Origin of the sequence: Nocardioides sp. WS12, from assembly GCF_014108865.1 — a bacterium.
GTDB lineage: Bacteria > Actinomycetota > Actinomycetes > Propionibacteriales > Nocardioidaceae > Nocardioides.
Genome location: NZ_CP053928.1, coordinates 3,364,773 through 3,379,228 on the forward strand (window position 1 = coordinate 3,364,773; position 14,456 = coordinate 3,379,228).

15 protein-coding genes are annotated in these 14,456 nt (G+C 69.3%); all 15 read right to left on the minus strand.

Translation table 11 applies throughout. The features are described 5' to 3' along the window. Window positions 1-4: 4 nt before the first annotated feature. The 15 genes from efp to HRC28_RS16520 all read right to left on the minus strand — a co-directional run bounded on the left by efp (window position 5) and on the right by HRC28_RS16520 (window position 14,452). Window positions 5-571 (minus strand): elongation factor P, encoded by a 567-nt coding sequence (gene efp / locus HRC28_RS16450; RefSeq protein WP_182376541.1) that lies wholly within the window; start codon window positions 569-571, stop codon window positions 5-7. A gap of 74 nt (window positions 572-645) precedes the next feature. Then, window positions 646-1,095, minus strand: coding sequence for a type II 3-dehydroquinate dehydratase (locus tag HRC28_RS16455; protein WP_182376542.1), 450 nt, complete (start codon window positions 1,093-1,095; stop codon window positions 646-648). Between the two features lie 2 nt (window positions 1,096-1,097). After that, on the minus strand, window positions 1,098-2,207 hold the full coding sequence (gene aroB, locus HRC28_RS16460) for a 3-dehydroquinate synthase (RefSeq protein WP_182376543.1): 1,110 nt from the start codon (window positions 2,205-2,207) through the stop codon (window positions 1,098-1,100). Beyond that, the gene (locus tag HRC28_RS16465; protein WP_237111531.1) at window positions 2,204-2,716 is read right to left on the minus strand and encodes a shikimate kinase; all 513 of its coding nucleotides are present in this window, start codon (window positions 2,714-2,716) and stop codon (window positions 2,204-2,206) included. The genes aroB and HRC28_RS16465 overlap by 4 nt, the downstream gene beginning before the upstream one ends. Then, a complete protein-coding gene (gene aroC, locus HRC28_RS16470; protein ID WP_182376544.1) occupies window positions 2,713-3,891 on the minus strand; it encodes a chorismate synthase in 1,179 nt (392 codons plus the stop codon). The genes HRC28_RS16465 and aroC overlap by 4 nt, the downstream gene beginning before the upstream one ends. Before the next feature lie 21 nt (window positions 3,892-3,912). Further along, on the minus strand, window positions 3,913-4,614 hold the full coding sequence (locus HRC28_RS16475) for an A24 family peptidase (protein ID WP_182376545.1): 702 nt from the start codon (window positions 4,612-4,614) through the stop codon (window positions 3,913-3,915). A gap of 9 nt (window positions 4,615-4,623) precedes the next feature. Further along, a complete protein-coding gene (locus HRC28_RS16480; protein ID WP_182376546.1) occupies window positions 4,624-5,472 on the minus strand; it encodes a shikimate dehydrogenase in 849 nt (282 codons plus the stop codon). Further along, a complete protein-coding gene (gene mltG, locus HRC28_RS16485; protein WP_182376547.1) occupies window positions 5,459-6,622 on the minus strand; it encodes an endolytic transglycosylase MltG in 1,164 nt (387 codons plus the stop codon). Before mltG ends, HRC28_RS16480 begins: the two co-directional genes overlap by 14 nt. Beyond that, window positions 6,619-7,116 (minus strand): Holliday junction resolvase RuvX, encoded by a 498-nt coding sequence (ruvX, locus tag HRC28_RS16490; protein ID WP_182376548.1) that lies wholly within the window; start codon window positions 7,114-7,116, stop codon window positions 6,619-6,621. The genes mltG and ruvX overlap by 4 nt, the downstream gene beginning before the upstream one ends. Window positions 7,117-7,123: 7 nt before the next feature. Next, entirely contained in the window at window positions 7,124-9,829 is a 2,706-nt protein-coding gene (alaS, locus tag HRC28_RS16495; RefSeq protein ID WP_237111532.1) for an alanine--tRNA ligase, read from the minus strand. Further along, entirely contained in the window at window positions 9,826-10,131 is a 306-nt protein-coding gene (locus HRC28_RS16500) for a DUF6167 family protein (protein ID WP_182376549.1), read from the minus strand. The genes alaS and HRC28_RS16500 overlap by 4 nt, the downstream gene beginning before the upstream one ends. Beyond that, window positions 10,128-10,673 (minus strand): hypothetical protein, encoded by a 546-nt coding sequence (locus HRC28_RS16505; protein ID WP_182376550.1) that lies wholly within the window; start codon window positions 10,671-10,673, stop codon window positions 10,128-10,130. Before HRC28_RS16505 ends, HRC28_RS16500 begins: the two co-directional genes overlap by 4 nt. A gap of 11 nt (window positions 10,674-10,684) precedes the next feature. Beyond that, window positions 10,685-12,070 carry a replication-associated recombination protein A gene (locus HRC28_RS16510; protein ID WP_237111533.1) on the minus strand — a complete coding sequence of 462 codons (1,386 nt, stop codon included), beginning with the start codon at window positions 12,068-12,070 and terminating at the stop codon, window positions 10,685-10,687. A 49-nt stretch (window positions 12,071-12,119) separates the two neighbouring features. After that, window positions 12,120-13,316 carry a dipeptide ABC transporter ATP-binding protein gene (locus HRC28_RS16515; RefSeq protein ID WP_182380705.1) on the minus strand — a complete coding sequence of 399 codons (1,197 nt, stop codon included), beginning with the start codon at window positions 13,314-13,316 and terminating at the stop codon, window positions 12,120-12,122. A gap of 50 nt (window positions 13,317-13,366) precedes the next feature. Further along, the gene (locus HRC28_RS16520) at window positions 13,367-14,452 is read right to left on the minus strand and encodes an ABC transporter ATP-binding protein (RefSeq protein WP_182376551.1); all 1,086 of its coding nucleotides are present in this window, start codon (window positions 14,450-14,452) and stop codon (window positions 13,367-13,369) included. Window positions 14,453-14,456 lie beyond the last annotated feature (4 nt).

Sequence of the window (14,456 nt, forward strand, 5' to 3'; positions counted from 1 at the left end):
CTGGTCAGCCCTTCACGCGGGAGAGGTACGAGCCACCCTCGCGGGTGTCCACCTTGATCTTCTCGCCCTGCTCGATGAACAGCGGCACCTGGATCTCGGCGCCGGTCTCCATCGTGGCCGGCTTGGTGCGACCGGTCGCGGAGTCACCGACGACACCCGGCTCGGTGTAGCTGACGACGAGCTCGACCGAGGCGGGCAGCTCGATGAAGAGCACGCGGCCTTCGTTGGTGGCGACGATCGCCTCCTGGTTCTCGAGCATGAAGCCTGCGGCGTCGCCGACGATCTCGGGGGCGACCTCGGTCTGCTCGAACGTGCCAGTGTCCATGAAGACGTAGCTGACGCCGTCGTTGTAGAGGTACTGCATCGTGCGGCGGTCGACCGTGGCGGTCTCGACCTTGGTGCCGGCGTTGAAGGTGCGGTCGACGTTCTTGCCCGACTCGACGTTCTTGAGCTTGGTACGGACGAACGCCGGGCCCTTGCCGGGCTTCACGTGCTGGAACTCCACCACGGCCCAGAGCTGGCCGTCGATGTTGAGAACCATGCCGTTTTTGAGGTCATTGGTCGATGCCATGCGCGCGTGTTCTCCGATGCAGATGTCAAAGCGGTTCGAGTGGTCCCCAGGGTGCTCAGGACCGGCAGTGAAGTCTAGTGCGCCGAACGGTCAGCGATGAATTCGAGCGCCTGGCGGTAGCCGTCGATGCCCTGACCCTCGATCACCTTCGCGGCGTGCGGCGTGACCAGCGAGGTGTGCCGGAACTCCTCCGCACGCTGCGACGGGGCGCTGATGTGCACCTCGACGAGGGGCGCGGTGAGCTGGGCGCACGCGTCGTACAACGCGTAGGAGTAGTGGGTCCACGCACCGGCATTGAGCACCACGGGCCATTCCTTGTCGGCGGCGTGGTTGAGCCAGTCGAGCATCTCGCCTTCGTGATTGGTCTGCGAGAAGTGGATCTTGAAGCCGAACTCCTTGCCCCACGCCGGAATCAGGCGGTCCTGGAGATCGAAGTGGGTGGTGGTGCCGTAGATCTCGGGCTGCCGGCGCCCGAGCCGGCCCAGGTTGGGGCCGTTGAGGACGTAGACCTCTTGCTTCGCCATGCTCAGGATCCTGCCAGTGCGTCGTACGCCGCCCGCAGGTTCTCCTCGGACGGACCGGCCAGCACGACCGGCTTCGCCAGGTCGTCGAGTACGACGAAACGGAGCTGGTTGCCGCGGGACTTCTTGTCCACCCGCATGGTCGCGAGCAGCGTTGCGAAGTCGGCTCCGTCCCACGTGGTCGGCAGGCCCACGCGCCCGAACGCCGACCGGTGCCGTTCGACGAGGCCGGCGGGCAGGCCACCTTCGCGTGCAGCCAGTTCGGCGACGAAGACGCAGCCGATGGCGACGGCTTCACCGTGGCGGATGGAGTAGTCGGTGGCCTTCTCGATCGCGTGGGCAAGCGTGTGGCCGTAGTTGAGCGCCTCGCGGCCGATCGAATTCCCGCTGGTCGAGCCTGTCGAGACCCCGGTCTCCTTGAGGTCACCGGCGACGACGTCCGCCTTGACCACGATCGAGCGCTCGACGAGTTCGCGCAGGACCGGCGAGTCGGCGGTCAGCGCCGCCGGTTCGGTCTCTTCGACCAACTCGAGGATGCGAGGGTCGGCAATGAACCCGCACTTGATGACCTCACCGAGGCCGGCCACCAGTTCCTCGCGCGGCAGCGTCTCGAGCAACTGGAGGTCGCAGAGCACGCCGGCAGGTTCGTGGAACGAGCCGATCAGGTTCTTTCCGGCCGGGCTGTTGATGCCGGTCTTGCCGCCCACGGCCGCGTCGACCATGGCGAGCAGCGTGGTCGGGACGTGCACGACGGCGACGCCGCGGAGCCAGGTCGCTGCGACGAAGCCGCCCAGGTCGGTGGTCGCACCGCCGCCGACGGTGACGATGGCGTCGGAGCGGGTGAAGCCGTCCTCGCCGAGCGCTTCCCAGCACGCGGCGGCGACTTCCCAGTTCTTTGCTTCCTCGCCGTCGGGCACCTGCAGGACCACGACGTCGAGGCCTTCGAGCAGGTCCTCGAACGGGACGAGCATCTCTTCGAGCGACTCGGGGCACACGATCGCGACGCGCTGCACGCCCGCGGGCAGCAGGCCGCGGAGGCGGCCCAGGACGCCGCGGCCGACCACGACGTCGTACGGCGAAGCGGTGGCCACGCGGATGACGGTGGGGGCGCTCACGCGGCTCCCCCGTTGATGGCGGCCAGGATCTCGGCGGCGACCTCCGCGGGCGCGCGGTCGTCGGTGTCGACCGTGATCCGGGCGAGGCCCTGGTAGACGGGGGTGCGCTCATCGAGCAACTGCTTGATGCGGGAGCGGACATTGCCGAGCAGCAGCGGTCGACCGACGCCGAGGCCAACCCGCTTGACCGCGTCGGCGAGGCCGACCCGGAGGAAGACCACCTGGTGCGCTGCGAGCAGCGCCTGGGTCGCCGGGTCGAGCACCGCGCCGCCGCCGAGCGACAGCACGCCGTCGTGGTTCTCCAGCGCCCACGCGACCGCCGCGCGTTCCTCGGCGCGGAAGGCCGCCTCGCCCTCGTCGACGAAGATGTCCTGGACGGACTTGCCGACCCGGTCCTCGACGAGGTGGTCGCTGTCAGCGAAGGCGACGCCCAGTTCGGCTGCCACCAGTTCGCCGACGGTCGTCTTGCCGGCACCCATGGTGCCGATCAGGACAGCCCGAGGAGTCACTTGAACCTCAGCGAGTCGAGGTAGGTCTGGACGTTGCGGCGGGTCTCGCTCACCGCATCTCCGCCGAACTTCTCGAGGATCGCGTCAGCGACGACGAGCGCCACCATGGCTTCGGCAACGATGCCGGCGGCCGGAACGGCGCAGACGTCGGAGCGCTGGTGGTGGGCGACGGCTTCTTCGCCGGTGGCCAGGTCGACGGTGCGCAGTGCCCGCGGGACGGTCGCGATCGGCTTCATCGCCGCGCGGACGCGGAGGACCTCGCCGGTCGACATCCCGCCCTCGGTGCCACCCGAGCGGCCGGAGACGCGGCGCAAACCCTCGTCCGTCGACACGATCTCGTCATGGGCCAGCGAGCCGGGCGTCGCAGCGAGCTCGAAGCCGTCTCCGACCTCGACACCCTTGATGGCCTGGATGCCCATGAGGGCGCCGGCCAGACGCGAGTCGAGGCGACGGTCCCAGTGGACGTGAGAGCCGAGGCCCGGCGGGAGGCCGTGCACGACGACCTCGACGACGCCACCGAGCGTGTCGCCGTCCTTGTGGGCCTGGTCGATCCGTTCGATCATCAGCTTCGAGCCGTCGGGGTCCAGGCAGCGCACCGGGTCCTCGTCGAGGCGAGTGACGTCGTCGGGAGCAGGGACCTCACGAGAAGGTGTGCGGACGCCGCCGATCTCCAGCACGTGGCTGACGATCCGGGCGCCGGTGGCCTGCTCGATGAAGTTGCTGGCGACGCGACCGAGCGCCACCCGGGCAGCCGTCTCGCGCGCCGAGGCACGCTCGAGGATCGGACGGGCGTCGTCGAAGTCGTACTTCTGCATGCCCGCGAGGTCGGCGTGGCCGGGCCGCGGACGGGTCAGCGGGGCGTTGCGGGCCTGCGCGGCGAGCACGTCAGCGTCGACCGGGTCGGCCGCCATCACGGTCTCCCACTTGGGCCACTCGGTGTTGCCCACCTGGATCGCCACCGGACCGCCCTGGGAGCGACCGTGCCGGATGCCACCGGTGATGGTGACCTCGTCGGCCTCGAACTTCATCCGCGCGCCACGGCCGTAGCCAAGGCGTCGACGAGCGAGAGCATCGGAAATGTCATCAGTGGTGACCTCGACGTGGGCCGGCAGGCCCTCGAGGATCGCCACCAGTGAGGGGCCGTGGGACTCCCCTGCAGTCAGCCAGCGCAACATGAGCACCAGTCTCCCACGGGGTCAGGCGCCGGCGAGGACCCGTCCCACGACGACCGCGACCAGCGCCCCGCCCGCAAGGAACGGTCCGTAGGGCACCTTGCGCTTGATCATGTTGCCGCCGCGGCGCAGCGGCACCAGCGCCATCACGGCCAGGACGGCCGCCGTTGCGACGGACACCACGACCGTGGCCAGGCCCAGAGGGCCCATTGCCAGGCCCAGCAGGGCGCCGAGTCGGACGTCCCCGAAGGCCATCGTGCGAGGGCTGATGAACCAGATCAGCCCGTAGTAGGCACCCAGGACCGCCCCGCCGATGGCGGCCAGCACGAGCACGGCCGGTTCCTTCAGCACCACCGCAGCAACCACCTCGAGCGCCACCACGACGCCGTACGACGGCAGGATCAGGCGGTTCGGGAGGTACCAGGTGACGTAGTCGATGACGGACAGCGCGATGCAGATCGGCACGAGGTACAGCAGCCACGGCAGGGACCAGCCCCAGCCGACCGTGGCACCCAGCACGCCACCGGCGACCGCGCCAGCCACCGCGGTGCGCAGCGCGAGCCGCGGCCGGGCCGCGAGATCAGCGAAGCGGACGTGGTCCGGGAACTCCTCCGGGTTCTCCGCCGGGTTGTGCTCGGGCTCCGGGCACAGCGCAATCAGGCGCGGGACGAGGAGTCCGCCGAGCAGGCCGACGAGGGCCCCCACGAGGGCCGGCAGCAGTTCCATGTGCGGAACCTATCGGTCGGCGAGGGCCCGCAGACCCGCCGAGCGCATCGCGCCGAGTGGTCCGTTGTGACCAGTGAACATCGCGAACTGCAGCACGGCCTGGTGCACGAGCAGGTCCAGGCCGGAGACCAGCGCCTGGCCACGTTCCATCGCGGCAGCCGCCAGCGGAGTGGGCCACGGGTCGTAGACGACCTCGAACACGACCGCAGCCTGCGACGCGGCGGCCAGGAGTTGATCGGACTGTGCGTCGGCCGGGACGGTCGAGACGACGACCTCCCCCACCATGGCCGCGCCGTCGAGCGCCACCACGTCGACCTCGAGGCCGGGGTGCCGGGCCAGCGCCGCTGCCGTTTCCCGGGCTCGGGAGGGGTCGCGGGCCAGCAGGCGAATGGTGTGGGCGCCCAGTTCGGCCAGGGCGAGGCCGACCGAGGCAGCCGTGGCTCCGGCGCCCAGGATCGTCGCCGAGGCCACCGGGCCGTCGTACCGCTCCCGGATGGCGGCGACTGCGCCCGGCAGGTCCGTGTTGTCCGCGGACCAGCCGTCCTCGGTGCGCACCAGGGTGTTGGCTCCGCCGGCCAACTCCGCCCGGTCCGTCACCAGGGTCGCGAAGTCGAGCGCCTCCCGCTTCAGCGGCGCCGTGACCGACAGGCCGCGCCACTCCTCGCCGAGCGAACCGACGAAGGACGCGAGCCCACCGGCCGGCACCTGGACGGCGTCGTAGGCGAAACCGAGCCCCAGGGCGTCGTACCCCGCCCGGTGCAGGACCGGGGAGAGCGAGTGCGCGATGGGATCACCCAGGACCGCACAGCGCAGCCCCGTGCCCGGCTGCACCCTTGCCGCCCGATCAGCACTCGTCATGGGTGCGGCAGTACTCCTTCGCCTTCTCGGCGTTGCGGAGGTGCTCGTCATAGCTGTCCGTGAAGAGCGTCGTGCCCTTCTCGAAGTCGGGGACGAAGTACAGCCAGTTGCCCTCGGCCGGGTTGAGCGCCGCCTCGATGGTCTCCTTGCCGGGCGAACCGATCGGGCCCGGCGGCAGTCCGGTGTGCTTGTAGGTGTTGTAGAGCGACTCGCTGTCGCGCTCGTCGGCCGTCGTCCAGACGTCGCCCTTGCGCTTGCTGGCGTAGGAGACCGTCGAGTCCAGCTGCAGCGCCTGGCCGTCGTCGAGCCGGTTGTAGATGACCCGGGCGACCTTGGGGTAGTCCGGCCCGCGGTTGGCTTCGTACTCCAGGATGCTCGCGACCGTGATGATCTCGTGCGCGGTCAGCCCGAGGCGCTCGGCGCCGGCGGCGATCTGGAGGTCCTTCTCGGCAGCCTCGGTCTGGGAGACCATCTGGCTGAGCAGGCTCTGGGCGGTGGTCGAATCGGTGATCTCGTACGTCGCCGGGAAGAGGTAGCCCTCCGGGTTGCCGCCCGCTTCGGCCGGCAGTCCGATCTTCGACGGCTTGTCGAGGAGAGCGGTCAGCTGCTTCTCGGTGAAGTCGGTCTTCTTGACGATGGTCTCGACGACCTGGCCAACCCGAGCACCCTCGGGGACCGTCACCGTGTTGCCCGATCCGGCGTTGGCCGGGTTGGCGAGGAAGGTGACCGCGTCGGCCGCCTTCATCTGGAGCTTCATGACGTAGGTCGCGGCCTGGATCATCTGCGCATCGGTGTTCGCCGACGCGGCGTCCACGAACGCGTCCGAGGAGGCGACCACGTCGAGCTCCTTGAGCTCGTTGCCCATCGACCGGATGCTCTGGCCCGGATCGATGACGACCTCGACCTCGCCCGTGCCGGGCCCCGGGTAGTCCTCGGGCCCTGAGAACATGTCCTTGACGTCACTGATCGCACCGCGTGCGAACCAGGCGATGATGGCGCAGAACAGGACGATCACTAGCAGGATCGGAAGGCAGCCGGAGCGGGGCTTGCGCTCAGCGCGACGGTGCCCCGGGTCGTGCGCCGGGTGCAGGGCGTGCTGGACGGGAGCGACGGCGTCGAGGCCCACTTCCGGCAGATCCGACTGGCTCATGCGTCTCCTTGTCCTGCGGTGTCCTCCGCGACAACCGCTGTGACCTCGTGGTCCACGACCTCGCCCGGAGGCAGGCCCGTGGTCCGTTCGACCTCCAGCGCTTGCTGCAGGATCACAACGGCCGCAACCTGGTCGATCACGGCGCGCTGTTTCGCGCCCTTGCGCTGGTCGCGCAGCATAGCCGTCGCCGTCACAGTGGTGAGGCGCTCGTCGACCAGCCGCACCGGCACCGGGGCGATCCGGCGGGACAGTCGGACCGCGAACTCGCGTGCCTTGACTGCCGCCGGTCCTTCGGACCCCGACATCGATCGCGGCAACCCGACGATCACCTCGACGGCTTCTTCCTCGGTCAGGATCTGGTGGATCCGGCGCAGGTCTCCCTTGCCGCGCCGCACCGTTTCGACCGGCGTCGCCAGGACTCCCGACGGATCGCTGCGAGCGACGCCGATCCGCGCATCCCCCGGATCGATGCCGAGGCGGACACCCCTTCTCATGGGGCGCTCACGGGGCTTGCGCCACCGTGGCGGTCACGGCCGCCAGCGCCTCGTCGATCCGGGACACGTCCGTGCCGCCGCCCTGCGCGAGGTCTGCCTTGCCGCCGCCCTTGCCGCCGAGCAGCGGCGCGGCCGCCCGGACCAGTTCACCGGCCGCGAGGCCCCGTGCCTGCGCGGCGTCGTTGAGCGCGGCCACGATGGCGACCTTGCCGTCCGCGGCCCCGATGAGTACGACGACCGCCGGGGCGTCACCCGCGAGCCGGGCCCGCACGTCCGTGGCGAGCGTGCGCACGTCACCGCCGCTGGCGCCATCGAGTCGCTGGACGACCAGGCGCACGCCGTTGACGTCCGCCGCACCGTCGGCCAGCGCGGCGCCGCCCGACAGCAACTGCGTGAGTCGGGCCTTCTCGATCTCCTTCTCGGACTGCTTGAGGCGGTCCAGGAGGTCACCGACGCGACCGACGATGTCGTCGGGCTGGATCTTGAGCAGGGTGGAGAGCTGGCTGACCACGTCGCGTTCGCGGGCGAGGTAGGAGAAGCCCTCGACGCCGGTGAAGGCCTCGATCCGTCGGTTGCCGGATCCGACGCTGGCTTCGCCCGTCACCACGATGGTGCCGATCTGGCTGGAGTGATCGACGTGCGTGCCGCCACAGAGTTCACGCGACCACGGGCCGCCGATCTCGACGACGCGGACCTTCTCGTTGTTGTAGGTCTCCCCGAAGAGCGCGAGCGCTCCCCAGTCGCGGGCCTGGCCGAGGGTCATGTACTCCCAACCGACGGGCAGGTCCGCACGCAGCGCGTTGTTGGAGACCAGTTCGATCTGCTGCACCTGGTCGGGCGACAGCGCGCTCAACCAGCCGAAGTCGAGCCGGAGGTAGCCCGGGCGGTTGTAGGAACCGGACTGCAGCGCCGTGGGCCCGAGCACCTCACGCAGCGCCGCGTGCACGACGTGGGTGCCGGAGTGGGCCTGACGGGCACCGGTGCGCCAGTCGGGGTCGACCTTGGCGTGCAGGGCCGAACCGGTGGTCGAGCCTGTCGAAACCAACTCACCCTCGAGCACCCGCACCTGGTGGACGACGAGACCGCGCACCGGCCGCTGCACGTCGAGCACCTCGAGCTTGCCGCCCTCGAACTCGATGACGCCGGCGTCGGCGACCTGGCCACCGGACTCTGCGTAGAAGGGGGTGCGGTCGAGGACGACCTCACCGACCTCGCCGGCGGCGAGCGACTGCACAGCCGCTCCCTCCTTGAGGACGGCGAGTGCGCGCGACTCGGTCTCGAGCGTCTCGTAGGCGAGCCACTCGGTCGGGCCGTTGGCGTCGAGGATGCCGCGGTAGACACCGGTGTCGGCGTGCTGGCCCTTCTTGGACCGCGCGTCCGCCTTGGCCCGGTTGCGCTGCTCGGCCATCAGTTGGCGGAAGCCGTCCTCGTCGACATGCAGGCCGGCTTCGGACGCCATCTCGAGCGTGAGGTCGATCGGGAAGCCGTAGGTGTCGTGCAGGGCGAACGCCTTGTCGCCCGGGATGGTCGTGGCGCCCGCGCCCTTCACCTGTCCTGCCGCGAGATCGAAGATCTGGGTGCCCGCCTGCAGCGTCTTGCGGAACGCCTCTTCCTCGGCGAACGCGACCTGGGCAATCCGGCCCCAGTCGGTGATCAGTTCGGAGTAGCTCTCCCCCATCAGGTCACGCGAAACCGGCATCAGCTCCGGCAGCGCCGGGTCCTCGTAGCCGAGCAGGCGGACGTTGCGGACCGCGCGCCGGAGCAGGCGGCGCAGGACGTAACCACGGCCCTCGTTGCCCGGCGTGACGCCATCGCTGATCAGCATCATGGACGAGCGAATGTGGTCGGCCACGACGCGGAAGCGGACATCGTCGTCGTACCCGGCGCCGTAGGTCTTGCCGGTCAACGCCATCGTCTTCTCGATCACCGGGAAGACGACGTCGATCTCGTACATGTTGCTCTTGCCCTGGAGCAGGTACGCGACCCGCTCCAGGCCCATGCCGGTGTCGATGTTCTTGTTGGGCAGCTGGCCGGCGATGTCGAAGTCCGACTTGCTGCGGACCGCGGACAACTCGTCCTGCATGAACACGAGGTTCCAGAACTCGAGGTAGCGATCACCCGCGTCCCAGTCGCGGTCGGCACCGAACTCGGGGCCACGGTCGATCAGGAGCTCCGAGCAGGGTCCACCCGGCCCGGGAATGCCCATGGACCAGTAGTTCTCCTTGGGGGGCAGCCGGACGATGCGGTCGTCGGGCAGGCCCGTGACCTTCTTCCAGAGGCTGGTCGCCTCCTCGTCGCCGTCGAGCACCGACGGGTAGAGCAGCGACTCGTCCAGGCCGAAGCCACCGTCGGCCTGTGACTTGGTGACCAGGTCCCAGGCGAGCTCGATGGCGCCTTCCTTGAAGTAGTCGCCGAAGCTGAAGTTGCCGCACATCTCGAAGAACGTGCCGTGGCGGGTGGTCTTCCCGACCTCCTCGATGTCGGGCGTCCGGATGCACTTCTGCACACTCGCGGCGCGCGCATAGGGCGGCGTCTCCTGGCCGAGGAAGTACGGCTTGAAGGGCACCATGCCGGCGTTGACGAACAGCAGGTTCGGGTCGTCCAGCAGCAGCGAGGCGGAGGGCACCACGGTGTGGCCCTGGCCCGCGAAGTGGGCGAGGAACCGGTTGCGGATCTCGGCGCTGGTCAGGTAGCCGTCCGGTGTCGCCGTCATGAGGGGCCTTCCAGGGTGTGGGCGGCCGGTACGGCCGTCGTGGTGGTTCGGAGTGGGAGTTCGTGGGTCTGGCTGGCCCGTCGCTGACCAGCCTCCACAGCACGGAAGTGCTCGCGCAATTGGGTTTCGGCGTCGACCTGTCCCTGGGCGACCTCGTCACGGAAGATGCGGGCGCCGACGAAGGCCGCGTTGACGCGGTCCCGCATGCCGTCGGGCGTCAGCGCCTCCGCAAGGCGGCGGACCTTCACCATGCTGTAGACACCGACACCTGCGCCGGCGGCGAACCAGAGGCCGCTCTTCATGAACGGTCCTCGGAACGCTGACGGGTCTCCCAGTCACGACGTGCGGCCCTGAGCATCAGCTTGCGGTCCTTGCGCGAGCGCTTGATCTCGCGCTTCATCTCGAACCGGATCCGGTTGCGGACCTCGGGCGACAGCGCCCGGCGCAGTCCGGACGCCAGGGCGGCCGTCTTGATGACGCTCTCACGCAGCAGGATGTCGGCGAACATCGGCGCAGGGACGATGCGGGCGGGCACCTGCGGGCCGCGGCCGCGGTGCAGGTCGGTGATGAGGTACTCGCGGTCGTCGACCACCGCCACCGGCACCCGGTCGGGCAGGGTGGAGGCCACCGACATCGCCGCCTGCCGCTTGAGGGCCTCGTCGAGGTCGGCCAACTGGACGCGCAATTCCTCGGCGTCATGGGCCGTCGAGGCCAGCAGTTCGTCGGTCTCCTGGCGAACCCTGTGCAATGACTGGCTCAGGTTCCAGGCAAACCACGCCAGGGCCACCAGGGCGACAAGGGTCGCCACGGCCAGCCAGACGGGTACGGCGAGCTCGTTGGTCACGACGGACAAGCCTACTTGCCGCGAATGAGTCGGCGGACCCGCTCCCACCGTTGTTTCACGGTGGCCTCGGCTCCCAGCTCCGTCGGACGGTAGTAACGAGCATCACCGATCACGTCCGGGGCGTACTGCTGCTCGGCCACTCCGAACGGGGCGTCGTGGCTGTACTTGTAGCCCTTGCCGTGGCCCAGACGCTCCGCGCCGGCGTAGTGGGCGTCGCGCAGGTGGGGCGGTACGGCGCCGATCTTGCCGCGCCGGACGTCGCTGATCGCTTCATCGACGGCCACGATGACCGCGTTGGACTTGGGGGCGACCGCGAGCGCGATCACCGCCTGCGCCAGGTTCAGCCGCGCCTCGGGCATCCCGATCAACTGGACGGCCTGCGCCGCGGCCACGGCGGTGGGCAACGCCGTCGGATCCGCGAGCCCGATGTCCTCGCTGGCCAGGATGATCAGCCGCCGGGCAATGAACCGCGGGTCCTCGCCCGCCTCCATCATCCGGGCGAGGTAGTGCAGCGCGGCGTCGGCGTCGGAACCACGGATCGACTTGATGAAGGCACTGATCACGTCGTAGTGCTGATCGCCGTCACGGTCATAACGCACGGCTGCCTGGTCGGCAGCGGTCTCAGCGGTCGCCAGGTCGATGGTGAAACTGTCGCCGGTGGTTGAGGTGCGAGCGCCAGCGAGCCTCGAAACCGCTGCGCCGGCGGCCGCCTCCAGATAGGTCAGCGACCGTCGAGCATCTCCCCCGGCAAGCCGCACGATGTGGGCGCGCGCATCCTCGTCGAGCACGAACCGCCCCGCGAGGCCACGCTCGTCCTTCACCGCCGCGTCGATGACCGCCACGATGTCGTCATCGGTCAACGGCTGGAGACGCAGCAACAGGCTGCGCGAGAGCAGCGGTGAGATCACGCTGAACGACGGGTTCTCGGTCGTCGCAGCGACCAGGGTCACCCAGCGGTTCTCGACCCCCGGCAGCAGGGCGTCCTGCTGGGCCTTGCTGAACCGGTGCACCTCGTCGACGAAGAGGACGGTCTCCTCCCCCGTCGCCACCAGGCTCGACCGGGCCGCGGAGATCGCCTCGCGCACGTCCTTCACGCCTGCCGACACCGCAGAGACCTCCACGAACCGGCGGCCTGTCTGCTGGCTGATGATCGAGGCGATCGTGGTCTTGCCCGTGCCGGGCGGACCCCACAACAGCAGCGACAGCGACTGGTCACCCTCGACCAGTTGCCGCAGCGGCGACCCCGGTGCGCGCAGGTGCGCCTGCCCGACCAGTTCGTCCAGGTCGCGCGGGCGCATCCGCACCGCCAACGGCGCCGCGGCATGGGTCGCGTCCGAGAGCGACCCACCGGACGTCGTACGGGATCCGGGCACGTCGAACAGACCCGGCTCACTCACGTGAGCAGCCTACGTCGCAGCGCCGACAGGTCGCTGGGTGGCAGCGCAATCAGACGGACCGGCCGATGGTCTTCTTGTCGAGGTCGAACCAGGTGTCGGCGAAGCCGGGCTGCTCGACCAGGTCGGTGCTCGGGCTGGCGCCCGGGTCCGGACGGCCTTCGCGGTCCACACCGAGCAGGCCCGAGGTGAGCGGCTCACGCGGCGCCTCACCGAGGCGCCCCGGGAAGTGGCAGGCCACCTTGTGGCGCTGGCCGATCTGGAGCAGCGGCGGCTCGTGCCGGGCGCAGATCTCCTGGGCGATCGGGCAACGGGTCCGGAACCGGCAACCCGACGGCGGGTCGATCGGGCTGGGGACGTCACCTTCGAGGCGGATCCGCTCGCGCCGCCCACCGGTCGCGGCCTGCCGGACGTCGGGCACTGCGGACAGAAGCGCCTGCGTGTACGGGTGGTGCGCGTTGTTGTAGATCGACTCACGATCGCCGATCTCGACGATCTTCCCGAGGTACATCACCGCGACCTCGGGGCAGAAGTGCCGAACCACGGCGAGGTCGTGCGCGATGAAGAGGAACGCAACGCCGAACTCACGCTGGATGTCCTGGAGCAGGTTCACCACCTGCGCCTGGATCGAGACGTCCAGGGCCGACACCGGCTCGTCGGCGACGAGCAACTTCGGCTGGAGCGTCAACGAACGGGCGATGCCGATGCGCTGGCGCTGCCCACCCGAGAACTCGTGCGGGTAGCGGTTGTAGTGCTCGGGGTTGAGACCCACGATCTCGAGCAGTTCCTGGACACGTCCGAGGATCTGCTTCTTCGGAAGGATCTTGTGGATCGCCAGGGGCGCACCGATGATCGAGCCGACCGTGTGGCGCGGGTTCAGCGAGGTGTACGGGTCCTGGAAGATCATCTGGATGTCGCGACGCAGCGGCTTCAACTGGCGCGCCTTGGCGTGGGCGATGTCTTCGCCCTCGAACCGGATCGCCCCCGAGGTGGGCGTGTAGAGGCGCGTGATCAGGCGGCCGGTCGTGGACTTGCCGCAACCGGATTCGCCGACCAGACCGAGCGATCCACCCTCGACCACCTGGAATGAGACGCCATCGACCGCCTGCACGTGGCCGACCGTGCGACGAAGAAGCCCGGGCGACTTGACCGGGAAGTACATCCGCAGGTTGTCGACCTCGAGGATCGGCGCCGCCCCCACGGGCGCCACCGCCGCGGCGTTGCCCGCAGTGGTCAGTACGTCGGCCATCGCGGCCGGCTCATGGTCGTCCGGCGCACCCGGCACATATTCCTCGAACGTCATCGGGCACCTTCTGCACTGTCAGCAACGATTTCGTTCACCAGGTCCGGGGCAATCTCCGGGAGCACTTCGGTCTCGTAGATGCTGTCCGGATCGCTCAGGTGGCACCTCTTGAGGTGCGTGCCCCCACGAGCGCCAGCGACCAGCGGCGGCAGCTCCGTACGGCAGAGATCGCCGGGCACCTTGTCACGGTGCAGGCAGCGCGGGTGGAAGGCGCAACCAGACGGCGGATTCAGGAGACTCGGCGGGCTGCCGGGGATCGGCACCAACCGCGCGTCAGTGTCACCCGTCACGTCCGGCACGCTGGAGAGCAGTCCCCACGTGTAGGGCATCTCCGGGTGCGTCAGGATCTCCTTGCAGGGACCGTGCTCGACCGCGCGGCCGGCGTACATGACCAGGACGTCGTCGGCCATCTCGGCCACCACGCCCAGGTCGTGAGTGATGATCATGACCGCGGAGTTGAACTCCCGCTGGAGGTCCTGGAGCAGGTCGAGGATCTGAGCCTGCACCGTCACGTCGAGCGCGGTGGTCGGCTCGTCGGCGATCAGCAGACCGGGGTCGTTGATCAGGCCCATCGCGATCATCGCGCGCTGCCGCATACCGCCCGAGAACTGGTGCGGGTAGTCGCTGATGCGCTTGTCCGGGTTGGAGATGCCGACCCGGTCGAGCATCTCGATGGCGCGGGCCCGCGCCTCCTTCTTCGTCACCTGGTTGTGCACGCGGTACGCCTCGACCAGCTGGTTGCCGACCGTGTAGTACGGGTGCATCGCCGACAGCGGGTCCTGGAAGATCATCGAGACGTCGCGGCCACGCATCTTGCGCATGTCCTCGTTGCTCAACTCCAGCAGGTCGACGCCGTCGAGCAGGATGTGCCCGCTGACCTGGGCGCTGCTTCCCCGGTGCAGACCGAGGATCGCCGAACTGGAGACCGACTTGCCAGAACCGGATTCACCAACGATGCCGAGAGTTTTTCCCCGCTCGAGGTCGAAGGAAAGGCCGTCGGTCGCCTTGACGATGCCGTCAGGTGTCGGGAAGTGGACCTTGAGGTCCTGGACCGACAGGTACGGCGTGGGCGCGGTGCTCAATGGA